Origin of the sequence: Hymenobacter sp. DG25B, assembly GCF_000801315.1 — a bacterium.
GTDB lineage: Bacteria > Bacteroidota > Bacteroidia > Cytophagales > Hymenobacteraceae > Hymenobacter.
Window position 1 is genome coordinate 2985442 of record NZ_CP010054.1, and the last position, 22181, is coordinate 3007622.

Genomic DNA, 22181 nt, shown 5'->3' on the forward strand with positions numbered 1-22181 from the left:
TGTTTCTCCGTTATGACGTCTCTCTTCCGCTCCGTCCTGGCTTTGTTTGGTTTGCTGTTCCTGCTCAGCCAGCCCCTGCACTTGCAGGCCACCGCCCTACCCAACGGTACTATGCCCCTCACTACTTCCGATGGCGTGGCACTGTATGTGCGGGTGGCGGGCCACGGCACACCCTGCGTATTTGTGCACGGCGGCCCCGGCACCGGCAGCTACGGGTTTGAGAAGCTGGCCGGCCAGCCCCTGGAAGAAAAGCTGCAGATGATTTATGTGGATCAGCGCGGCAGTGGTCGCTCCGCCAGCCACGCGCAGCTCAACTATTCTCTGGAGCGGCAGGTCCAGGACCTGGAGGAAATTCGCCAGCAGCTGCACCTGAAAAAATGGGTGGTGATGGCGCACTCCTTCGGCGGCATCATTGCCACGGCCTACGCGCAGAAGTACCCCCAGCACGTGCAGGCGCTTATTCTGGCCAATGGTATTCTGAACCTGCCGGCGGCTATGGAAAGCACCATCACCTACGGCTACAGCCTGCTGCCCGCCACCACGCGCCCACCGCTGGACTCCGCCATGCCTCTGCCCCAGCGCTACTTCATGGTATCGGCCATGCTGCAGCAGCAAAAGCTCTATAACCAGCTGCAATACGCCTCCGATTCCACTGCAGCCCGGGTGAGCCGCCTGATGCAAGGCCAGACCAGCAACCACGACTTCGCCGCCAATCTATTCAAAGCCCCCGGCCGCTACGTAGAGGATTTCACCCCGGCCACGGCCTCCCTCACCATGCCTGTACTGGTGCTCACTGGCCAGCAGGATTACATAACCGGACCCGAGCATTATAAGTCCTTCCTATTCCCGCAGCAGCGCGTGGTGGTACTGCCGGGCAGGCACATGCCCTTCCTCGATAACCCCAAAGAGTTTAACCAAGCCGTGCAGGGCTTTGTGCGCAAGCTGCCCCGCCGTTAGCAGTTTTTAAATCGCCTGTCATGACGCGCGATTTAGTAACAGTAAGTCATCCTCAAAGAGCACCTGGCGCAGCTTCCATATTCTTCTACTTTTGCCGGTATGAATGACCGCCGCTTTCTGCTCCTGGGAATCCCCATTCTCTCGATTCTGGTCATGCTGCCGCGGGGCCTGCTGCACATCACTTCCCTCACGCAGTTTCTGATAGCCTGGCCCATATCTATGGGGTTTACCACCTGCTTCTGGCTGACGGGGCGGGCTTTGTGGCGGTATCTGTTTCGGCGCTATCCGCGGGTAGAGCAAACGCGCCAGCGGTTGTGGCTGCTGGCCATCATCAACACCCTGATTACGGCCGCCGTTACGCTGGTTTTAGGGTCAATTGAAGCCTATACCCATGGCGGGCAGCTTGATCTACCCTCTTTCCTCCGGGAGTTTGGGCTGAACATGGTACCCACGGTGGTGGTGCAGCTGATTTACGAAAGCTGGAATTTTTTCCGCCAATGGGAGGAAAACGTGCGCCGCGCCGAGCAGCTGCAAAGTGCCAGTCAGCGGGCCCAGCTGGAAGCTCTGCAGCAGCAGCTGGACCCACACTTTCTCTTTAACTCCCTCAATACTCTCTCCGCCTTTATTGAGCCCGAGAATGAGCCGGCCCAGCAATTTGTGGAGCAGCTGGCCGATGTCTACCGCTACGTGCTGCTGAGCAGGGAGCAGCGCACGGTACCCTTGCGCGACGAGCTGGCGTTTGTGGAGGCCTACGTTGCACTGCAAAAAGCCCGGCTACGCAATAATTTCCTGGTTGATATTCAGGTGCCTGCCCACCTGCTGGACCTGCAGGTAGCCCCCCTAAGCGTGCAGTTGCTCATTGAAAACGCCCTAAAGCACAACGAGGCCTCCCGCCAGTACCCGCTGCAGGTGCAGGTTACGGCGCACGATGGCTGGCTGGTGGTGCACAACGCACGCCGCTCCCGCACTACCCTGGCCCCCGGCACGGGCATGGGCCTGCGCAACATCCGGGAGCGGTATGCGCTGCTGGCCCCGCAGCTTCCCGTGCAGGTGGCCGATACGGCCACCGACTTCACCGTTCATTTGCCCCTGCTTTCATCGTCGCCTACTCCCTCCCTGGCCGGCACAGCATAATTTCTATGCGCATTTTAGTTCTCGAAGATGAATATCCGGCCGCCGAGCGGCTGCAGCGCCTGCTTAGTCAGGCCGCGCCCGAAGCGCAAATTGCGGCCCAGCTGGATACCGTGGCCGGCGCCGTGGAGTGGCTGCAAACCCACCCCGCCCCCGACCTGATTCTGGCCGATATTCACCTGGCCGATGGCATCAGTCTGGATGTGTTTGATCAGCTGGTGGTTTCCAGCCCCGTCATCTTCACCACCGCCTATGATCAGTATGCCCTGCAGGCGTTTAAAACGCACAGCGTAGACTATTTGCTGAAACCCATAAAGCTGACGGAGTTGCAGGCAGCCCTGCAAAAGCTGCGACAGTGGCACCGCCCGGCCGCCTCCGAAGTGTCCCAGCAGTTGCAGCCGCTATTGAATACCACCAGCCCAACGCCCAAAACCCGCTTTCTGGTGCGCCAGGGCGAACAGCTGCTCCCCCTTCATGCCACCGATATTGCCTGGTTTCAGAGCCGCCACGAAACCGTGACCCTGGTTACCCGCAGCGGCCAGCGCTACCTGGTAGACTATACCCTGGAGCAGCTAGAGCAGCTACTGGATGCCCGCCAGTTCTTTCGCCTCAACCGCCAGTTTATTGCCCATCTGCCGGCTGTGCAGCGCCTGCACCCGCATTTCAACGGCAAGCTGAAGCTGGACCTGCACCCCGCTCCGGCAGAGGAGGTGCTGGTAAGCCGCGAAAAAGCCGGGGCCGTGAAAAGTTGGCTGGAAGGTGGCTAAAGGCCGGCTTATCCTTTTCTATTTCAGATACCCCAGCACTTCTGATAAGGCTGTAACCTGATGAAATTGCACGCCGGCCAGCTCCTCAGCGGGCACTTCTTCCATGGCCCAGGTGGTATGGTAGGGCACGTGCACGGCGCGGGCACCCAGGCGCGCCACCGGCAGAATATCCGACTTCAGGGAGTTGCCGATCATGATGAAATTCTCCGGCAACACCTGGTAGCGGCTTAGGATGCGCTGGTAAGTGGCCTCGTTCTTTTCGCTGACAATTTCTACGTGGTCGAAGTAGTCGCCCAGGCCGGAGCGGGCCAGCTTGCTTTCCTGGTCGAACAGGTCGCCTTTGGTGAGCAGCATCAGGCGCTGGCCTTGCTGGCGCAGGGTGCTCAGCACTTCCGGCACGCCGGGCAGCAGCTCAATGGGAAAGTCAAGCAGGCGTTTGCCTTCGGTCAGGATATGGTGAATTTCAGTGCCGGTTACGGTGCCGTCGGTCAGCTCAATGATGGTTTCAATCATCGAAAGCATAAACGACTTGGCGCCGTAGCCGAATAGGTGCATATTCTGGCGCTGCACCTCGTAGAAACGGCTGCCCAGGGTGGTAGCATCGGCGTAGTGCGTGAGCAGCTCATACAGCTGTGCCTCGGCATAGTCAAAGTGCGGCTGATTGGGCCACAGGGTATCGTCGGCATCGAAGGCAATAAGCACGGGAGCAGGCATACGGAAAGCAGATAAGGGGCCCGCCATACTGTTTTGTGGCAGCAGCAGGGGCGAAAAAGGCCCGCAAAGTTACCGAACTTGCCGCCCATGAAGCAGCTGATTGATCTTTCTACCTGGAACCGCCGCGAGCATTTCGAATTTTTCTCCGCCTTCAATGAGCCCTTTTTTGGGGTGGTGGCCGAGGTAGATGGCGCCCGCGCCTACCAGCGCGCCAAGGCAGCCAATGAGTCGTTTTTCCAGCACTATCTGCACGCCGCCCTGCGGGCCGTGAACCAGGTAGAGGCCCTGCGCTACCGCATAGAAGACGGCCAGGTGTATTTGTATGAGCAGATCAACGTTTCGGCTACTCTCACCCGCGCCGACAATACCTTCGCCTTCTCCTTTATACCCTACGCCGAGCGGTTGGCTGATTTTACTGTAGGGCTACGCCAGGAAATGGAAGCCGTAGCCGCCTCTACCGGCCTGCGGCTGAGCGACTCCGCCGCCCGGCCCGATGTCATTCACTTTTCCGCCCTGCCCTGGATTGCCTTCACCGGCCTCACCCACGCCCGCCACTTTGCCCACCCCGACAGCGTGCCGAAAATATCCGTAGGTCGCTACCGCCGCGAGGGCGAGAAGCTGCTCATGCCCGTAGCCGTAAACGTACACCACGGCCTGGCTGATGGCTACCACGTGGGCTTGTTTCTGGAAGCGTTTCAGCGGGAGCTGGACGGCCTCTCGTAGAGACGCAACATTTTGCGTCTCGCCGCTGAACGGCCGAAACTGCGCAGATTAAACAACATCAGCACCGACGAGACGCAAAATATTGCGTCTCTACCTTTCCAGCCAGGCCCGAAAGGCAGGTACCCGCTCCCGGCTTACCAGCACGTCGCCCTCGGGGCTGGCTGGCTTCAGGGTGGTTTTCAGGCGGCTGTTGGTGTAGTGAATGATGTCCTGAATGGCATCGTGCTGCACGAAATACGCCCGGTTCAGGCGGAAAAACTGGCGGGGGTCCAGCAGCTTTTCCAGCTGCTCCAGGGTTTGATCCAGCACAAACCGGCGGTTTTCGCGGGTTTGCAGAAAGGTGGCTTTTTCCTGGCTGAAGAAGTAGCTGATTTGCTCCACGGGAATCACCTTCAGATGCTCGCCCACCTTCACCACAAACTGCTTTTTGTACTGTTGCTGTTGGGGTTGTAGCTGCTGCAATACCTGCGTGAGCAGGGCCGCATCGAAGGCGGGAGCCGGAGCAGCGGCGGAGGAGGCCCCGCGCAGGCTGCGCAGCTTTTGCAGGGCCGCGCCCAGCTCTTCGGCATCAATGGGCTTGAGCAGGTAGTCAACGCTATTCACCTTAAAGGCGCGCAGGGCATATTGATCATAGGCAGTGGTGAAGATGACCGGGCAGCGCACCGGCGTTTTTTCAAACAGCTCGAAGCTCAGGCCATCGGCCAGGTGGATATCCAGGAACAGCACATCGGGTGGCGTGGGGGCGGTTTCCAGCAGCACCACGGCAGCCTCTACGGTATCGGCGGTGGCCAGCACGTTTACGGGCTGCTCCTGACGGCGTAGCAGGTCGGTGAGGCGGCGGGCTGCCAGGGGCTCATCTTCAATGATGAAAGCATTCATGCTTTGGGAATGGTGAGTTTTGAATGCTGAATGAGGGGGGTGTAAGGTCGTCATGTCGAGCGAAGTCGAGACATGAAAATTTCCAAATATGTTCTTGGTCTTACTCAGAATTAACCAGCTGCAGCACGGGCAGAATGACTACAAATTCCTCAGCACCGGAGGCTATTTGCACGGGCTCGGTGGTGAGGTGGCGGTAGCGGCCTGTAAGATTGGGCAGGCCGATGCCCGCACACTCCCCGGGCGCTACCCGGCGCGGGCGCAGGGAGTTTCGCACGCGCAGGTGCCGCCCGGCTTCATCCAGCTCAATAGAAACCTGCAGGGGCTGACTGGGGGTAGCCACGTTATGCTTCAGCGCGTTTTCCAGGAGCAGCTGCAGGCTGAGCGGCGGCACCACGGCCTGGGGCGAAATGCTGTTCAGCGGGGGCAGCGTTACCTGCAGCGCCTCGCCGTAGCGGATGCGCTGCAGGAATAGAAAAGACTCCGCAAATTCCAGCTCATCGCGCAGGTAAATTACCTCCCGGCCCCGGGCATCCAGCACGTAGCGGTACACCTGCGAAAGCTGCCGGATAAAGCGCACGGCCAGCTGCGGCTCCTCTTCCACCAAGGAGGTAAGGGCGTTCAGGGAATTGAAGAGAAAGTGCGGGTCCAGCTGCTGGCGCAGGGTTTCGGCTTCAGCCTGGGCCATTTCCTTCTGCAGCCGCTCGTTGCGCACCAGGGCTTCGCGCCAGCTCAGCAAAAAGGAGCGGCTGTGCATGATCAGCGAGCAGATTACGGTAATCAGCAAAGGAAAAGCGTATCCATTCCATTCTGGCTTTGATACCAGGGAGGCCAGGGTAGCGTCCATCAGAATTATCCGGTACGCCGCGTTAATGGCCACAATAACCAGCAACGAACCCCCTAACGATACCAGCAGCGTGAGCACCAGCCGCCTGGTCAGGTTTTCTTTCCAGCTGGCATAGCGGTTCAGCCAATCTACGGCAAAGCCATTGGTGAGCCACAACCCGGTACTGTAGGCGAAGGTGATGATGAAGGTAATCAGCAGCCGCTCCCAGTCTCCCCAACACTGGGTGCAGGAAAATGCCGTGATAACTACGGATAACAGGAGCAACAGCATCAGCACGCGCAGCCAGGTGCGCGGAGCAAGCAGGGGTGGCAACGTAGTTTCAGGCAGACGCAAAGCAGAAGCAGACATAAGGAAAACCGGCCACAGCCCGTGGCGGCCGAACAGGCCCGGCAAGATACAGGCTGAAATTGAGGATAAATCGTAGAGCACGCCGGAAACAGCATAGCTCCTGGCAAGTAACTGCTTTATGAAATGGATGAAGCCACCAGCTTCGGCCGCAAAGGCCCTCTGGGTTTCATCGGCCGCAAGCCAAGCAAGCCCTGCAAAAGTTCTTCGCAGGGCTTGTTTGGGATTTACTTCGTGGTGGCCTGCGTGGGGCCTGCCTGCTCATAGGCCTTCAGGCGGCCGAGCAATTGTCTTTCGCCCCAGTTGGGTGACAGGCTGTTGGCCGGTTTGAAGGTAGCAAAACGGGCTTTGGCTTCCTCATACAGGGGCTTGGCAGCGGCCTTGCCACCGCCATACATTTCGGGCATGAAATACAGATTGTTGCCCAGCACCAGGTAGGCGCGCGGGTTGGCGGGGTTCAGGGCTTTGGCTTTGCTGGCGGCTTCCATAGCCCGGCCGGAATATACCTGCGCTCGGTTCATGGGGTCAATCATCAGGCGCCCCTGGAATAGGTAGCCCTGCAGCGCCAGCAGCTCCGATTCGTCGCCGCCCAGCTTGCGGGCCTGCGCCAGCGAAGCCTCCGCCTGGTCGAGGTATTTGTCTTTCACGTCACCGTCTTCTTTGCTGGTGAAGCTGGCCAGCATGCGGCCATATGCCTGGTAGTACTGGGGCAGCCAATCAGTGGGGGCAGCGGCAGCGGCCCGCTCAAATTTGCTGGCAATTTCCAGGAGCTTGGCCGGGTCGCCGGTGCTGTTGAGCTCCGCAATGGTGGCGGCCATCATCTCGGTATAACCAGCCGGGGCTGCCGTAGCAGCGGCCGGGGCTTTAGCGGCCGACGGTTGAGCGGCGACGGAGAATGAACAGGCAGCGAGGGCGAGAACAAACAGGGCGTTTTTCATGGCAGGAGAAGAGTTAAAATGATTGGTTTGAAAGGAAGTGAAAGAGTATGCAGCAAAGGTGGCCGGCAACCCAGCGGCCTGAAACTTAAAGTGGCTGAAGCGTAGGATAAGCCGGATGAATCGTGGAAAACGGCGGCTGTTATTCGGGTGCCTCGTCGGTGTTAGCCAGGCGTTTTTTGTTGATGGAAATCAGCAAGGCCACGAACACCATGCGCGGGGCCGAGGGCATGACGGCCACACCGGGGTACTGGCCGTTAGCATCTTTAGTGGCGGCATAGCGGTAGCCAAACACGTTCTGGCGCCCCAGCACATTGGTGCACGACACATGCACAATGGTGTAGTTCTTCCACAGCGTGGTGAGGTAGCTGGCGTTCAGGCTGAAATCCTGGAAGCTGGGCAGCCGGCCTTGGTTGTAGCCGTCGTGCTCGTTCGGGTTGAAGTAGGCGCGCGGGCTGTTGTAGGTGTAGGTGGCGCCCACCAGCGTGTGGGCTTTGCTTAGCCAGTATTTGCCTACCAGGGAAAGGTTGTGCCGGGCCGCGAAGGTGGGCACGGCCAGCACGGGGTCCTGGCGCTGCTGCCGGCGGGTATCCAGAAAGCCGTAGCTAATCCAATAGTCGGTGTTTTTGAAGGTTTTCTTGTCGCGCCACAGCACATCTACGCCGCGGGCGTAGCCCGTGCCGGTGCTGCGGTAGGTGGCCGGGTCGAAGGGAGTGAGGGGGTTGGGATTGGCGCTGGGGTTGTAGCGCACCAGCTGGGCGTAGGCTTTGGCGTAGGCCTCCACGCGCAGCGTGCGGTTGGCATAGCTGCGGAAATAGGTAAGCTGCCAGTGGCGGGCGCGCTCAAAGCGGAGCTGCTCCGGCTGGGCGGCGCGCAACAGCAAATCAGTAGCCGGGTTCTGATAGAAATAGCCAAACGCCCCCGACAGCTGCGTTTTTTCATTCAGCTGATACGCCAGGGCCAGGCGCGGCGCGGCATTCCAACGGTGCAGCACCCCTGAATATTCCAACCGGCCGCCCACGCGCCCCACCAGCCGGTTGCTGAAGGCAATATCTGACTCGGCGAAGCCCGCGGCGCGCTGCTCCTGCACCTGAAAGGCCGTATCCCGCTGAGCCGCCAGGTAACGATGCTCATTATGCTGCAGCAGGCCTTCCATGCCCAGCTTCAGGTTCCAATAGGCACTGGCCGAGTCGTTGGTAAGCACAAGTCGGCTGACCACCGACTGCTCCAGCTCGCGCATTTCCTGGCCGGCCGCTTCCTGCGTAGCCACCCGGGCAGTTTGCTGGTCGCGGGTGGCGGCCACGCCGGTTTGCACCGACCAGCCCCGCACCACCGGGCTGCGGAACGTGGTGTTCATGTAAGCGTTGCCGGCGCGCAGCCCTACGGGGCGGCCTCCCTCCCATTCGGCATCGGGCTGCAGGGCTTCAATGTGCTGTTTGGTGAAAGCCCCGTAGGCCTTCAGCATACCCATGCTGCCGGTTTTCTGCCGCAAAGCCACCGAGCCGCCGCCCGACTCATAGGCCCGGAGCATGCGCTGGGGCACCAGCCCAAAATAGGGCCGCATGTTCATGTAGTCGCCGGTTACAGCTACCGAGGACCGCTCAAAGCGCTGCTGATGCGACAGGCTTAGTCCACCCAAAGAGAAGAGCGAAATGCCAGTCTGCGTTTCCGGCGCCAGGTCCTCGGAGTTCAGCGCTACCACCGCCGACAAAGCCTGCCCGTACTCTGCTGAGTAGCCGCCCGTACTGAAGGCCATGCCTTTGAATAACATCGGCGAAAACCGCCCCCGCGCCGGCAGCCCGGAAACGGCCGCATTGTAGGGACTTTGCAGCGGCACACCATCCAGGTACTGCCGGGTTTCGCCGGCGGCCCCGCCGCGCACAAACAGCTTGCCCTCTTCGCCGTTGCGGGTGGTGCCGGGCATGGTATTAAAAGCGCCCGCCACATCGGCGGAGGCGCCGGCCGTGGTTACTACGTCCCGGGCCGTGAACACTGTTTTGCGCTTGTCGTCACTGGCGTCAAACGTGCCGGAGGTGATGACCACGTCGCCGAGCTGGTTGCGCACCGGCCGGAGCACCAGCGCCAGCTGCCGGGGGCTGCCGTTCAGCGTAACGGGTTGTTCCTGCAGCTGATAGCCCAGCAGCGTGGCCACCAGCGGCAGCGTGCCCGTCTGGCGGGTACTGAACCGGAAGTGGCCCAGCGAATCGGTGCTGGCTCCATCGAAGGTGGTTTTGAGGAATACGTTTACGCCGGGCAGCGGGTGGCCGGCGTTGTCGCGCACGGTGCCGCTGAGGGTGGTGGGCGTTTGGGCGGCCAGTTGCAGCGTGGTGGCCAGCAGGAGCAGCAGAGGTAGCAGTCGTTTCATAGCAGTAGCAGAATGATGTACCAAAGGTGCCCGGCTGCTACCGCCGCTGAAATTTTAGGTTGCTGAAGTGCTATTTCAGGCGGATGAAGTGTAGCCTGAGGTATCCGAAGGAAAATTGGACTGCTACCTTTGCCCCATACTTCACTGGCCTTCCCATGACGCTTACCTGGACCACCAAACCCTTCGCCGAACTTACCTTGGCCGAACTCTATGCCCTGCTACAGCTGCGCAGCGAGGTATTTGTGGTGGAGCAGACGTGTGCGTTTCAGGATATAGACGGGCAGGACCAGGGCGCCTGGCACCTGCTGGGATACACGCCCGAGGGCGAGCTGGCCGCGTATGCCCGCCTGTTCGGTCCGGGCATCTGCTACCCCGAGGCCAGTATTGGGCGGGTGGTGGTAAGCCCGCGGTTTCGGCGCTATGGGCTGGGCCGGGAGCTGCTACGCCAGGCTATTGCGGCGGTAGAGGCGCTGGACGGCGCGCAGCCTATCCAGATTGGCGCCCAAAGTTACCTGCAGGCGTTTTATGAAGACTTTGGTTTCCGGCAGGTGGGCGAAGGGTATCTGGAAGATAATATTCCCCATATCCATATGGTGCGCTCCGCCAGCCAGGCGTAGTAGCTGTGTAGCTACATTGTTTTTGAAAGAGTGCTTTCACCGGCATTAGCCAGGTTGTAGCTTTGCCTGCCTGCGAGTTGGTGCTGAGTAGCGCTTGAATCCGTTTTTACTACCGTTATGCCTGTTTCTGCTTTTCCCGTCAATTATCAGGAGTTGTTCCACGCCCTGCCGGAGAACTTTCTGCTCATTGCCCCCAATGCCGACGCCACTATCATTGATAATACCAATAGCCACGTAGCGGTATCAATGAAAAGTCGGGATGAAGTGGTAGGAAAGGCCTTTTTCGAAGCCTATCCGGCCACCGATGAGAAATCGGCGGCGGTAATCCGGGAATCGCATGAACATGTGCGCCGCCACCTGGAGCCGCATACCATGCCGCTCATCCGCTACGATTTGCAGCGCCCGCAGGCGCAGGGCGGTGGTCTGGAAGAGCTGTACTGGCAGGCTACTCACTATCCTATTCTGGATGCGGAAGGCAAGCTGCAGTATATTTTGCAACGCACCCAGGACGTAACCGAGCAATACCACGCCGAACAGCGCGCCGAGCTGGTGAAGAAGGAGCTGGCGGAGCAACAGGAGCGCAACCGCTTTATTCTGGAATCATTGCCCATTCTGGTCTGGACGGCCCAGCCCGATGGTAACCGGGACTACTTCAGCTCCCGCTGGCTGCAGTTTACCGGCCGCCCTCTGGAAGCGGAGCTTAACAACCAGTGGATCCACAACATCCACCCCGATGACCAGGCCCGGGTACAACAGCAATGGAACGAAAGCGTGGCCACCGGCCAGCCCTATCAGGTAGAATACCGCCTGCGCCGCCACGATGGTCAGTATCGCTGGGTGCTGATGCGTGCCCTGCCCCACTACAACGCCCAGCACGAAATTACCATGTGGGTAGGTGGCGGTACCGATATTCAGGACCAGAAGCAGATGGTGCAGGAGCTACTGGAAACCAATGAGCAGCAGGCATTACTCTCCGACCAGGCTTACCAGGCCTATCAGCTGGCCGAAACCCAGCGCGAGACGTTCTACAACCTGTTTATGCAGACACCGGCCATGATCTGCATTCTGCGCGGCCCGGAGCACCGCTTCGAGTTCGTGAACCCGGAGTACCAGAAGCTGTTTCCGCACCGCCAGCTCATCGGCAAAACAGTGGCCGAAGTGCTGCCCGAGGTAATTGAACAAGGGTTTATTACGCTGCTGGACAATGTGTACGACACCGGCGAAGCCTTTGTCGGCAACGAGCTGGATATTATGCTGGACCGGGACGGCAGCGGGCAGCTGCAGCGCAGCTACCTCAACTTCACCTATCAACTTTTCATGGAAGGCAGTGAAAAAGCCGGCATCACGGTTTTTGCTTTTGATGTAACGGATCTGGTGCTGGCCCGCCAGGCTCTGGAGCGCCCCGATTCCACTGTCCGGTAAGCTGGATTTCTCCTTTATTATCCGACAGTTAGCCGCGCTATCATGGACATAAACCGCCTGGATTTTCAACAAGCCAGGATCAAACAGGTGCTCTTCAAATCGAGGCTGCGCTCCGTGCTCTACGGGGTGCGCGAGGCCGATGACACGCTGTTTTCCCTGTATCATAACCCCCTGGGCGAGTGGCTGCGCACCGTAGTGAAGCCCCGCTACAGCCTGCGCCCCGAAGTGCGCGAAATTGAGCGCACCATTCAGCAAATGCTGGATACCGGCTACGAGCTTTCCACCCAATACAAGCGCGGGTACATAGAGGAAGCCCGCGCCGGGCTGGATAAAATCAATGCCTATTCCGACCGGATTGAGGCCCTGCTGCAAACCCTGGAACAACACACCCAAGTATAAAAAAGCCGCTTCTGAATTCAGGAAGCGGCTTTTTTCTTACTATACATCCGGCAGCTGCACCGCCTCCAGCCACGGGTGCAGCTGGGCGGGGTTCTGAAACAGATTAATAAACAGCACCCGCTCCTCGCCGGCCAGCCGCCATAGCTCGGCATAAAAGTCGCCCAGGGCATACAGCTGCAGGCGGCAGCCGTACTCGGCGCGGTCGGCCAGATGGTGGCCCGCCTGCAGCAGGCGCTCCGTTTGCTGGCCCATGGGGAGTTGTTTAAAAGCAGTGAGATACATCCGAACAGCACAAGGTCTTTGCCGAAGATACAAAGTTGCGGGCAGTTCCCTTACCTAAGCCCGGCGGCAGAACCGTTTAGCCGTGCTACTTTCACGCCATGAAAACCATTCGCTTTCCGCACCCGCTGGTACTGCTGGTTGGGTTTATCCTGCTGGCTACGCTGCTCACCTACCTATTGCCGGCCGGCGTATTTGAGCGCCACCCCGATGCCGCCACCGGCCGCGACGTGGTAGTGCCCGGCTCCTACCACCGGGTGCCGGCCTCGCCGGTGCATCCGCTGCAGGCCATTGTGGATATCCCGAAAGGCATGACGGAAGCGGCCTCGGTTATTTTCCTGGTGTTTCTGGCGGGCGGCGCTTTCACGGTGGTAGACCAGACCGGGGCCCTGCGCCGCGGCGTAGACTGGCTGCTGGATAAATTTCGGGGCCGGGAGGCCGTGGTTATCCCCATTATCTGCGTGCTGTTTGCCACCATGGGCGCCCTGGAAAACATGCAGGAGGAAATTGTGCCCCTCATTCCGGTGCTGCTCATTCTGATGCGCCGCATTGGCTACCCACCCATTATTGCAGCGGCCGTCAGCATTGGCTCGGCGGCAGTGGGCGCGGCGTTCAGTCCCCTCAACCCGTTTCAGGTGGGCATTGCCCAAAAGCTGGCCCAGCTGCCGCTGCTTTCCGGCGGTGGCTTCCGCATGATTTTCCTGGCCCTGGCCCTGGCCATCTGGATAGGCGGAACCGTGCGCTTTGCCATGCGCCACCGCATAGCGCCGGAGGTAGATGAAGTTCCCGGCGAGGCTGCGGGCGTAGGCCGCCACGGCCTGGTGCTGCTGCTGCTATTTCTCACCTTTGCCTTCTTTGCCTACGGGGTGCTGAAGCTGGAGTGGGATTTTGATCAGATGGCCGCGCTGTTCTTCGGGCTGGGCGTAGCCGCCGGTCTGGTGGGCGGCCTGGGCCTTACGGGTACCGCTTCCGGCTTTATTGATGGCTTCCGGGATATTGCTTTTTCTGCCCTGCTCATCGGCTTTGCCCGCGCCATTTTTGTGGTGCTGGAGCAGGGCCAAATAGTAGATACCATTGTAAATGGCCTTTCGGCCCCGCTGGCCGGGCTGCCGGTTACGCTTTCGGCACTGGGCATGGTGGGCGTGCACACGGCCCTGCACCTGCCGGTGCCCAGCGTAAGCGGGCAGGCTGTGCTCACCATGCCCCTGCTCGTTCCCCTCTCCGACCTCATCGGCCTTTCCCGGCAGGTTACGGTGCTGGCTTACCAGTACGGTGCCGGCCTCTGCGAGATTATTACGCCCACCAACGGCGCCCTGGTGGCTATTGTAACGGCCTGCGGCGTGCGGTTTGATCAGTGGTGGAAGTTTGTGCTGCCGCTGTATCTGCTGCTGCTGCTGCTGGCGGTGGTAGCCATTGTTATCGGTATTGCGGTAGGCGTATAGTAGGCGCCATTGAACGGGGTAGAGGCGCAATATTTTGCGTCTCGTCGTTGCTGATGTTGTTTCACCTGCGCAAAACCGGTCGTTCAACGACGAGACGCAAAATATTGCGTCTCTACCCCGCTCCTATGCCTGCTGCCCCTTACACGTGCCGTAGTTCTTCGGCCTCAAAAATGCGCGGCAGCTTCCGCTTGCGCTCCACTATTTGAAAGCGGGCGGTATCGTTCTTCTCATCCCAGTACACATCCGAAATCAGGCCACGGTGCGCGGGTTTACCGGGGGCCGGGTTTACCTCTTCCACCACGTCTCCAAAGCTGAAGGCGGGCTTCTCGTAGAGCTCCTTAAATAGCTCCGGGCTGACCTTAAACTGCTGCTCGTCGTAGCGCAGCAGCATCCAGTCGTCGTTTTCACCAATTTTTTCAAACACTTTGCCCAGCGGCTCCAGCCACTCAAAAGTGCGGCGGTTGGCCGGATGAATGTAGCGGAGGCCATAATCAGGCGTCCAGGAATACAAGCCAAAAACTACGGGAACAGGACGAGCCACAGCAGCAATACAAAAGGTAAAAGCGGAGAGTACCCGCAAAGCTACGCAACCGGGCGGGCAGTGTTCGGGCAATTAGAAAGTTGAATTCCGGCTGATTTGTTGGCTAAAGGGCGTGTTCCCCGTATTTCTGGCGCCTCTTCCTTTACCCTACCACCCGCTACCTGGCTTACGGTCAGGCTACTATCCATAAAATATAACCTAACAACTATACAGACAGTAAAAGCAGCAGCTGTTGAGCTTTTGTGCTGATTTTCTTCTACAAGCATGCCTGATTTTACTACTGTTTCCGCCCCTGTGCCACAACCGGGCATGGGCGCTATTCCGCATGCCCACGGCACCACCTTTCGGGTGTGGGCACCCCACGCCGAAGCGGTTTCCGTGGTGGGCGACTTTAACGATTGGAACCCCAAAAAACACTCCTTAACCACCGAGGAAGGCGGTTATTGGGCTATTGATGTGCCGGGTGTAGCCGTGGGTGCCGAATATAGATTCTGGCTGAAAACGCCCACCGGCGAGTTTACCCGCAACGACCCCTACGCCCGCGAGGTAACCCACTCCGCCGGCAACTCCGTGGTTCCCCACCTGGATTTTGATTGGGGCGACAACCACTTCGAGATGCCCGCCTGGAACACGCTGGTCATCTATGAGCTGCACGTGGGCACCTTCCATACCACCACCGAAGGCCAGCCCGGAACGTTTCTGGATGTAATTGAGCGGCTGGAATACCTGCGGGACCTGGGCATCAATGCCATTGAAATAATGCCGCCCACGGAGTTTCCCGGCGGCCGTTCTTGGGGCTACAACCCCTCGCACCCCTTTGCGCTGGAAACAGACTACGGCGGCCCCCAGGCCTTTAAGGAGCTGGTGAAGCGCGCCCACGAGCACGGCATTGCCATTATTCTGGATGTGGTGTACAACCACTTCGGCCCCGGCGACTTGGACCTTTGGCAGTTTGATGGCTGGCAGGAAAACGACGGCGGCGGCATCTACTTCTACAACGACTGGCGCGCCGAAACGCCCTGGGGCCACAACCGCCCCGACTACGGCCGCCCCGAAGTGCGCCAGTACATTCGCGACAATGCCCTGATGTGGCTGGAGGATTTCCGCGTAGATGGCCTCCGCTGCGACGCCATTGCCCACATCCGCAACGTGCACGGCGTAAACGACCCCAACTCCGACCTGCCCGATGGCTGGAGCCTGATGCGGTGGGTAAATGAGGAAATCCGGGAAAAGATGCCCTGGAAAATCACCATTGCTGAAGATTTATTGGGCAATGAGTACATCACCCGCGCTCCGGAGGAGGATGGCCAGGGCTTTTCGGCCCAGTGGGATGCCGGCTTTGTGTACCCCATCCGCGAAGCCCTCACCGCCTACTCCGATGATGACCGGGATATGGAAACTGTAGCGGCCGCTATTAGCAACCGGTATAATGAAGATGCGTTTCAGCGGGTTATTTATACCGAGTCGCACGATGAGGTAGCCAACGGGAAGGCACGGGTGCCGGAGGAGATTATGCCCGGCGAAGCGCACACCTGGTTTCCCAAGAAGCGCGCCACCCTGGGTGCGGCGTTGGTATTCACCTCGCCGGGCGTGCCCATGATTTTTCAGGGACAGGAGTTTCTGGCCGATGGCTTCTTCTCCGATGAACTGCCGCTGGACTGGCAGCGGGCCGAAGACATGCGCGGGCTGGTGCACCTGTACCGTGACCTGATCCGGCTGCGGCGCAACCTGGAGGGCCACACGCGCGGCCTCACGGGCCAGCACCTCGAGGTTTTTCACATCAACAACGAAGATAAAACGGTGGCTTTCAGGCGCTGGGCCGATGGCGACGGCGGCCCCGGCGACACCACCGTGGTTCTGTGCAACTTCGCCGACCGCGCCCAGGAGTCCTACACCATTGGGCTGCCCGCAGCGGGCCACTGGCGCGTGCGCTTCAACAGCGACTGGCAGGGCTACGACGAGGAGTTCGGCAACTTTGAAAGCCTGGATACGCTCACGGAAGAAGGCGAATACGACGGTTTTCCGCAGCACGCCAGCTTTGGTCTGGCTCCTTATTCCGTGCTGATTATCTCCCAGGAACCATAAAAGGCAGGATACCTTCTCGCGCTTAGTGCTGCTGCTTTTTGGCAGAAAAATAGCCCACCGTTACGGTGGGGCCATTTTTTTTCTGCTAATTCCAGTCTGAAGTACCCGTATCCCGCTTACCTTACGCTGCTCCCCCACCACCTTCTCCACCGTATTCTGTGCAAGTGCCTCATTCTACCCCCGATATCGTTGCGCCCGAAGCCCTGTTGGTTGAAGTAGCCTGGGAAGTCTGTAATCAGGTAGGCGGCATTTACACCGTAATTCGCTCCAAAGTACCCGCTACGGTGCAGGGCTGGCAGGACCGGTACTGCCTGCTGGGGCCTTATTTCCCGCAGCAGGCTCAGGCCGAGTTCGAGCCTTTATCGGAAACGCAGCTGGCCGCCGCCCGCGACCCGTTTGCCCGGGCCGTGCGCCGCATGCGCGCCGCCGGCTACGACGTGCAGTATGGCGTATGGCTGATTACGGGCCGCCCCCGGGCGGTGCTGCTCAACCCCTTCCAGGCCTATCCACGCCTGGGCGACATCAAGCGCGACCTGTGGGAGCACCACGGCATTCCAACGCCCGATAATGATGACCTGCTGCATCAGGTAGAAGCCTTTGGCCTGCTGGCCAAGGAGTATATCCAGGCCCTCACGGCCGAGGTGGAGGAGCAGAAAGTGGTGGTGCACTTTCATGAATGGATGACGGGCGTAGCCATTCCGGACCTGCGCCGGGAGCAAACGCCGGCCCACCTGCTCTTTACCACGCACGCTACCCTGCTGGGCCGCTACCTGGCCATGAACGACCCCAACTTCTACGACCACCTCATGCAGGTGAACTGGGAGGCGGAGGCGCGCAACTTCAACATTGAAACTGCCGTGCGCATTGAGCGGGCTGCCGCCCACGGCGCCCACGTTTTCACCACGGTGAGCGAGCTGACCGTGCGGGAGTGCATCTACCTGCTGGACCGCATTCCGGACGCGGTACTACCCAACGGCCTCAACATTGAGCGGTTTGTGGCCCTGCACGAGTTCCAGAACCTGCACCAGCAGTACAAAGCCAAGATTCACGAGTTCGTGATGGCGCACTTCTTTCAGAGCTATTCGTTTGACCTCGATAACACACTCTACCTCTTCACCTCGGGGCGTTACGAGTACCACAACAAGGGCTTTGATTTAACCCTGGAAGCCCTGGCCCGCCTCAACCACCGCATTCAGGAAAGCGGGATAGATGGGCAGGTGGTAATGTTCTTTATCACCAAGCGGCCTTTCCACAGCATTAATCCGCAGGTGCTGCAAAGCCGGGCTATTCTGAACGAGGTGCGCGAAACCTGTCAGGCCATTGAGCAGCAAGTGGGCGAGCGGATGTTCTACGCCGCCGCCGCCAGCACCGACCACCGCCTGCCCGACCTCACCGCCATGGTGGATGACTACTGGAAGCTGCGCTACCGCCGCACCCTGCAAAGCTGGAAAACCACCAGCCTGCCCCCGGTCATCACCCATAACCTGATAGACGACCACAACGACGATATTCTGGACTTTGTGCGGCGCGCCAACCTGGTGAATAACCGCCACGACCGGGTGAAAATCGTGTATCATCCGGATTTCGTGTCGCCTACCTCGCCCCTGTTTGGCATGGAGTACGGACAGTTTGTGCGCGGCTGCCACCTGGGCATTTTCCCCAGCTACTACGAGCCCTGGGGCTATACCCCCTTGAGTGTGTGGCCCGCGGCGTACCGGCCATCACCAGCGACCTTTCCGGCTTTGGCGACTACGTGATGCAAAACGTGCCCGATAACGAGGACAAAGGCATTTATGTGATTGAGCGCAAGGAGCGCAGCTTTGATGAGGCCGCCGAGCAGCTAACCTCCGTGCTCTGGGATTTTGTGCTGCAAAGCCGCCGGGAGCGGATTATGCAGCGCAACAAGGTGGAAAGCTCCTCCGAGATGTTTGACTGGAAATACCTGCGCGTGTACTACGACCGTGCCTACGAGCTGGCCCTGGAACGCAGCTAGGCCACCCGCTACAGGGTCTCAATGCACTTATCCTGCCTGCAATACCCGGCAGGCCCACGCGGGCAGCGGCCTGGCGGCAGGTGCTAACCGCCGCCTGTTCCGATAGCGCAACAAAAAGGGCTGGCTGTGTAAGCACGGCCAGCCTTTTTTGTAAAGCAGAACTACCGGCCTTAAGGTTGAATAACCTGATCGATAACATGAACCACTCCGTTGGTAGTCAGTATATTGGCCATAGCCACGTTGGCAGCGGCACCGCTACCGCCTTTCAGAGTATAGCCGCCGCCCGCTGACGCTACAGTAATGTTGCCGCCCAGGGTGGAAACAGTACCGGGCGCTAAGTCAGAGGAAAATACCCGGCCCGAGCCCACCACATGCAGGCTCAGAATGGCAAGCAGATCCGCATCGGAAACTGCACTTAGCGGCGTGGAGCCCAGCAGGGCCCGGAAGGCAGCATCGGTGGGGGCAAATACGGTTACGTTGGCACTGGGGTCGGCGGCAGCGGTGAGAACCGCTGCGGCGGCAGGGCGCTCCAAAGCCTGCAAGAGATACGTAAACTCCGGCGTGGCAGCGCTGGCACTGGTAGTTACCAGCTGCGCAATGGTCTGCGTGGGCGGCATCAGTACGTTGTTGATGGCGTGAATGGTGCCGTTGCTGGCACTTATATCGGGCATCGTTACCTGCGTGCTGCCATTAAGAAATACCCCCGCGCTACTCTTGCTCAGGTACAGGGTATTGTCGTTGGTGGAAGTGCCGCCCACCATGCTGGCCGGGCGGGCAGTAGTGGCGCTGCTGGCGCCGGCGGCAATATCAGCGGCCTTAATATTGGCGCCCACCACGTGGTAGAGCAGAATACCCCGCAGCTGGCTGATTTGGGCGGCATCCGTAATAGCCGAGATGCTGGCGGCGCTGTTGAAAGGCGGCGCCAGTTTGGCAAACGCCGCATTAGTAGGCGCAAACACCGTGAAAGGCCCCGCCCCGCTCAGCGTTGTAGCCAGGTCGGCCTTGACGACAGCTGCCACCAGGGTGCTGAAGTCGGCATTGCTTTGCGCCACCTGCACAATGTTCTGCGAGGGAGCGGCGGGCGCATCGTCGTCATCGTCGTTGCAGGCGCTCAGGCTTAGGCTAAGCGCACCGCATAACCCCAGAATGAGCAAGCGCAAAGGCGCCCAGGATCGGAAGGAGAAGGATGATTTGCGCATTTTGTTTAACTTTTTATGGTTGAACATTAAACAATCGTAATACTATTGCGTATGCCCACTTGTTAAAGGCAAGCTGATATTTTTTCGAAAATGCCATCATCTTGTACTTTGGTGGTATCTTTCAGCTTCCTGCCAGCCCGCTTTTCCGCATGCCTGCCTGCCCTCGTTTTTCTAAGGTTTCGATGCTCTGTGCAGCTTTTTTGCTGGGCCAGGTGGCGCTGGGCAACGACTTTTGGCTGCGCCCCGGTCAATACCATGTTTCGCCGGGCGCTACGGTGTATGTGCACCGGCTCATGGGCCAGCAGTTTAAGGGCGAGCGGTGGACCGGCAATAGCCAGCGGGTGGCGCAGCTGCTGCACTACGCCCCCAACGATACCGTAGACCTCACGCAGGTGGCTACCCAGCAGGACACGCTGCAAACCACCCTGGCGCTGAATGAGGCGGGCACCCACCTTATCGGCTTCACCAGCACGGAAGCCAGCCTGACTCAGACGGCCTCCGATTTCAACACCTACCTGAAAGCCGAAGGTCTGGACCAGGTGCTGCTGACGCGGCAACGCCGCAAGCAGCTGGACAAGCCGGCCCGGGAAGCGTACCGCCGCTGCGCCAAAACCCTGGTGCAGGTGGGTACGGCCACCGCCGGCTCTTTTAATGCGGTGCTGGGCCAGGCCCTGGAATTAGTACCCGAGCAAAACCCCTATGCCCTGCGCCCCGGCACTTCTATTACGGTGCGGGTGCTGGAAAACGGTCAGCCCGCCCGCGGCCAGCTGGTGCATATCTGGCTGAAAGCCGGGGCGGCCAATCAGCCGGCCACCGTGCAGAATGTATATACCTCCGGGGAGGGCCGCGTGCTGGTGCGGCTGCCCCCTACGCCGGTAGAAGTATTGCTAACGACCGTGCGCATGCACCCGCATCCGAACGCCAAAACGGCCGATTGGCAAAGTGCCTGGGCCAGCCTTACCTTCGGACTGGGGAAGTCAGGCCGCCGGTGATCCGGCCGCTTTATACAACCATTTTTTTTACTACCTTCGCAACTCCCGTAACCACCGAATTTCCCGACGGCATGAAGTACACGATTGATAAAAAAGAAACTTACACAATCATCACGATTGATGAGAAGAAGCTCGACACCACCGTTGCGCCTGACCTGAAATCGGAGTTTGTGAAACTGAATGCCGAGGGGATCAACAATCTGATCCTGGACCTCACCAACGTGAAGTACACGGACTCCTCGGGCCTGAGCTCTATCCTGATTGCCAACCGCTTGTGCAACTCCACCGGCGGCTTGCTGGTTCTCACCGGCCTGCAGGACCACGTGATGAAGCTCATCACCATCAGCAAACTGGAATCGGTGCTGAATATTCTGCCCACGGTGGAAGAAGGCATTGACCGCATTTTTCTGCACGCCATTGAGCGTGACCTGACGAGCAAAGAATAGCTTTTTGAAAGCCATTGGCTGTTGGCTGTTAGCTGTTAGTTTTCCGGACTAATAGCTACCGGCTAACAGCTTTTTCTTTTGCCGGTATTACCGAATCTGCCCATTGGATTTTCTCACCTAAAAAAAGCTAGCAGCCTCCGGCTGATAGCCAGTAGCTGATTTTGGAGTTTGAGCTAAGAATACTAGGCAGTGGTTCGGCCACGCCGGTTCCCAACCGTCATCACACGGCCCAGGTACTGACCGTGGGCAACATGCTGTATCTGCTGGACTGCGGCGAGGGTACGCAGCGACGGCTGCTGGAGCACAAAATCAGCCCCCACCGCCTCCGGGTCATCTTTATCAGCCACCTGCACGGCGACCATTTTTTTGGCTTGTTTGGTTTGCTGGGCACCATGCACCTGCAGGGCCGCACCGAGCCGTTGCGCCTGTTTGGACCCGCCGGCCTGGATGAGGTCCTGACCACGCAGTTTCGCCACTCCGGCACTGAGCTGGGCTTTGACCTGGAATACACGCTGGTAGACCCTACCCAGCATCTGCTGGTGTATGAGGATCGCAACGTAACGGTGCATACCATGCCCATGCACCACCGCATTCCGTGTTGCGGCTACCTGTTCCGGGAGCAGCCGCGCCGCCGCTCTTTGGTGCGGGAGCTGCTGCCCGCCGGCCTCACGCCAGCCCAGCTGCACCAGCTTTCCCAGGGTGAAGACGTGCTGGATGAAGCCAACGGGGCCGTGCTGGTGCGCCACGCCGAGGTGGCCGGCCCGCCCAAACATGCCCGCAGCTACGCCTTCTGCTCCGATACCGTATTTACCCCTTCCATGGCTGAGATGGTGCACAAAGTGGATATTCTGTACCACGAAGCCACCTTTCTGGAAGACCTGAAGGAGCGGGCCGCCGTTACGCTGCACTCCACCGCCCGCCAGGCCGGCGAGCTGGCTCGCATAGCGGAGGTGGGGCAGTTGCTCATCGGGCACTTCTCCTCTCGCTACCGCGACCTGGAGCCCCTGCTGCGCGAAGCCCGCACGGAGTTTTCCAACACGCAGCTGGCCCTGGAAGGCACCATTGTAAGTGTGCCCACCACCGCTATTCTGGCTTAACAATCTGGT

General features: G+C 59.5%; 20 protein-coding genes and 1 pseudogene. 13 read left to right on the forward strand and 8 right to left on the reverse strand.

The window, feature by feature from the left end; translation table 11 throughout:
- Positions 1-12: 12 nt before the first annotated feature.
- The 3 genes from PK28_RS12900 to PK28_RS12910 all read left to right on the forward strand — a co-directional run bounded on the left by PK28_RS12900 (position 13) and on the right by PK28_RS12910 (position 2855).
- The gene (locus tag PK28_RS12900) at positions 13-957 is read left to right on the forward strand and encodes an alpha/beta fold hydrolase (protein WP_048825998.1); all 945 of its coding nucleotides are present in this window, start codon (positions 13-15) and stop codon (positions 955-957) included.
- Positions 958-1056: 99 nt separating this feature from the next.
- Positions 1057-2091, forward strand: coding sequence for a sensor histidine kinase (locus tag PK28_RS12905; protein ID WP_044514446.1), 1035 nt, complete (start codon positions 1057-1059; stop codon positions 2089-2091).
- Between the two features lie 5 nt (positions 2092-2096).
- Positions 2097-2855: a LytR/AlgR family response regulator transcription factor gene (locus PK28_RS12910; RefSeq protein ID WP_044514448.1), complete on the forward strand. Its 759-nt coding sequence runs from the start codon at positions 2097-2099 to the stop codon at positions 2853-2855.
- Between the two features lie 18 nt (positions 2856-2873).
- Here PK28_RS12910 and PK28_RS12915 read toward each other — a convergent pair whose 3' ends face one another.
- The gene (locus tag PK28_RS12915; protein WP_044514451.1) at positions 2874-3569 is read right to left on the reverse strand and encodes an HAD family hydrolase; all 696 of its coding nucleotides are present in this window, start codon (positions 3567-3569) and stop codon (positions 2874-2876) included.
- An 87-nt stretch (positions 3570-3656) separates the two neighbouring features.
- Here PK28_RS12915 and PK28_RS12920 point away from each other — a divergent pair, with 87 nt between their 5' ends.
- Positions 3657-4292 carry a chloramphenicol acetyltransferase gene (locus PK28_RS12920; RefSeq protein WP_044514454.1) on the forward strand — a complete coding sequence of 212 codons (636 nt, stop codon included), beginning with the start codon at positions 3657-3659 and terminating at the stop codon, positions 4290-4292.
- Between the two features lie 90 nt (positions 4293-4382).
- On the opposite strand, the gene PK28_RS12925 is transcribed toward PK28_RS12920, so the two are convergent.
- From PK28_RS12925 to PK28_RS12940, 4 genes are all read right to left on the reverse strand, one after another.
- Positions 4383-5171, reverse strand: a complete 789-nt coding sequence (locus PK28_RS12925) for a LytR/AlgR family response regulator transcription factor (RefSeq protein WP_044514456.1) — start codon at positions 5169-5171, stop codon at positions 4383-4385.
- Positions 5172-5271: 100 nt separating this feature from the next.
- On the reverse strand, positions 5272-6363 hold the full coding sequence (locus tag PK28_RS12930) for a sensor histidine kinase (protein WP_156126378.1): 1092 nt from the start codon (positions 6361-6363) through the stop codon (positions 5272-5274).
- Between the two features lie 224 nt (positions 6364-6587).
- Positions 6588-7298, reverse strand: coding sequence for a hypothetical protein (locus PK28_RS12935; protein WP_156126379.1), 711 nt, complete (start codon positions 7296-7298; stop codon positions 6588-6590).
- A gap of 139 nt (positions 7299-7437) precedes the next feature.
- On the reverse strand, positions 7438-9660 hold the full coding sequence (locus tag PK28_RS12940) for a TonB-dependent receptor (protein ID WP_044514461.1): 2223 nt from the start codon (positions 9658-9660) through the stop codon (positions 7438-7440).
- Positions 9661-9815: 155 nt separating this feature from the next.
- Between PK28_RS12940 and PK28_RS12945 the strand changes: the two genes are divergently transcribed.
- The 3 genes from PK28_RS12945 (at position 9816) to PK28_RS12955 (ending at position 12098) form a co-directional block, all read left to right on the forward strand.
- Complete coding sequence (locus PK28_RS12945) at positions 9816-10277, forward strand: GNAT family N-acetyltransferase (protein WP_044514463.1); 462 nt, start codon at positions 9816-9818, stop codon at positions 10275-10277.
- Between the two features lie 117 nt (positions 10278-10394).
- Complete coding sequence (locus PK28_RS12950) at positions 10395-11699, forward strand: PAS domain-containing protein (protein WP_044514465.1); 1305 nt, start codon at positions 10395-10397, stop codon at positions 11697-11699.
- Between the two features lie 42 nt (positions 11700-11741).
- Positions 11742-12098: a CZB domain-containing protein gene (locus PK28_RS12955; RefSeq protein WP_044514468.1), complete on the forward strand. Its 357-nt coding sequence runs from the start codon at positions 11742-11744 to the stop codon at positions 12096-12098.
- Positions 12099-12137: 39 nt separating this feature from the next.
- Here the strand turns inward: PK28_RS12955 and PK28_RS12960 are convergent, their stop codons facing one another.
- Positions 12138-12350, reverse strand: a complete 213-nt coding sequence (locus tag PK28_RS12960; RefSeq protein WP_044514471.1) for a hypothetical protein — start codon at positions 12348-12350, stop codon at positions 12138-12140.
- A 128-nt stretch (positions 12351-12478) separates the two neighbouring features.
- Between PK28_RS12960 and PK28_RS12965 the strand changes: the two genes are divergently transcribed.
- Positions 12479-13819, forward strand: coding sequence for a YfcC family protein (locus PK28_RS12965; RefSeq protein ID WP_044514473.1), 1341 nt, complete (start codon positions 12479-12481; stop codon positions 13817-13819).
- Between the two features lie 139 nt (positions 13820-13958).
- Here the strand turns inward: PK28_RS12965 and PK28_RS12970 are convergent, their stop codons facing one another.
- The gene (locus tag PK28_RS12970; RefSeq protein WP_156126380.1) at positions 13959-14360 is read right to left on the reverse strand and encodes a DUF6960 family protein; all 402 of its coding nucleotides are present in this window, start codon (positions 14358-14360) and stop codon (positions 13959-13961) included.
- A gap of 264 nt (positions 14361-14624) precedes the next feature.
- On the opposite strand from PK28_RS12970, the gene PK28_RS12975 reads away from it, so the two are divergent.
- Complete coding sequence (locus PK28_RS12975; protein ID WP_044514479.1) at positions 14625-16445, forward strand: alpha-amylase family glycosyl hydrolase; 1821 nt, start codon at positions 14625-14627, stop codon at positions 16443-16445.
- Positions 16446-16609: 164 nt separating this feature from the next.
- Positions 16610-18438, forward strand: a pseudogene (locus PK28_RS12980) (glycogen/starch synthase).
- Between the two features lie 170 nt (positions 18439-18608).
- Here the strand turns inward: PK28_RS12980 and PK28_RS12985 are convergent.
- On the reverse strand, positions 18609-19637 hold the full coding sequence (locus PK28_RS12985) for a fasciclin domain-containing protein (protein WP_044517061.1): 1029 nt from the start codon (positions 19635-19637) through the stop codon (positions 18609-18611).
- 182 nt (positions 19638-19819) lie between these two features.
- Here PK28_RS12985 and PK28_RS19130 point away from each other — a divergent pair, with 182 nt between their 5' ends.
- From PK28_RS19130 to PK28_RS13000, 3 genes are all read left to right on the forward strand, one after another.
- Positions 19820-20629 carry a DUF4198 domain-containing protein gene (locus PK28_RS19130; protein WP_048826007.1) on the forward strand — a complete coding sequence of 270 codons (810 nt, stop codon included), beginning with the start codon at positions 19820-19822 and terminating at the stop codon, positions 20627-20629.
- A gap of 71 nt (positions 20630-20700) precedes the next feature.
- Positions 20701-21075: an STAS domain-containing protein gene (locus PK28_RS12995; protein WP_044517066.1), complete on the forward strand. Its 375-nt coding sequence runs from the start codon at positions 20701-20703 to the stop codon at positions 21073-21075.
- A 161-nt stretch (positions 21076-21236) separates the two neighbouring features.
- On the forward strand, positions 21237-22172 hold the full coding sequence (locus PK28_RS13000; protein WP_044514481.1) for a ribonuclease Z: 936 nt from the start codon (positions 21237-21239) through the stop codon (positions 22170-22172).
- Positions 22173-22181 lie beyond the last annotated feature (9 nt).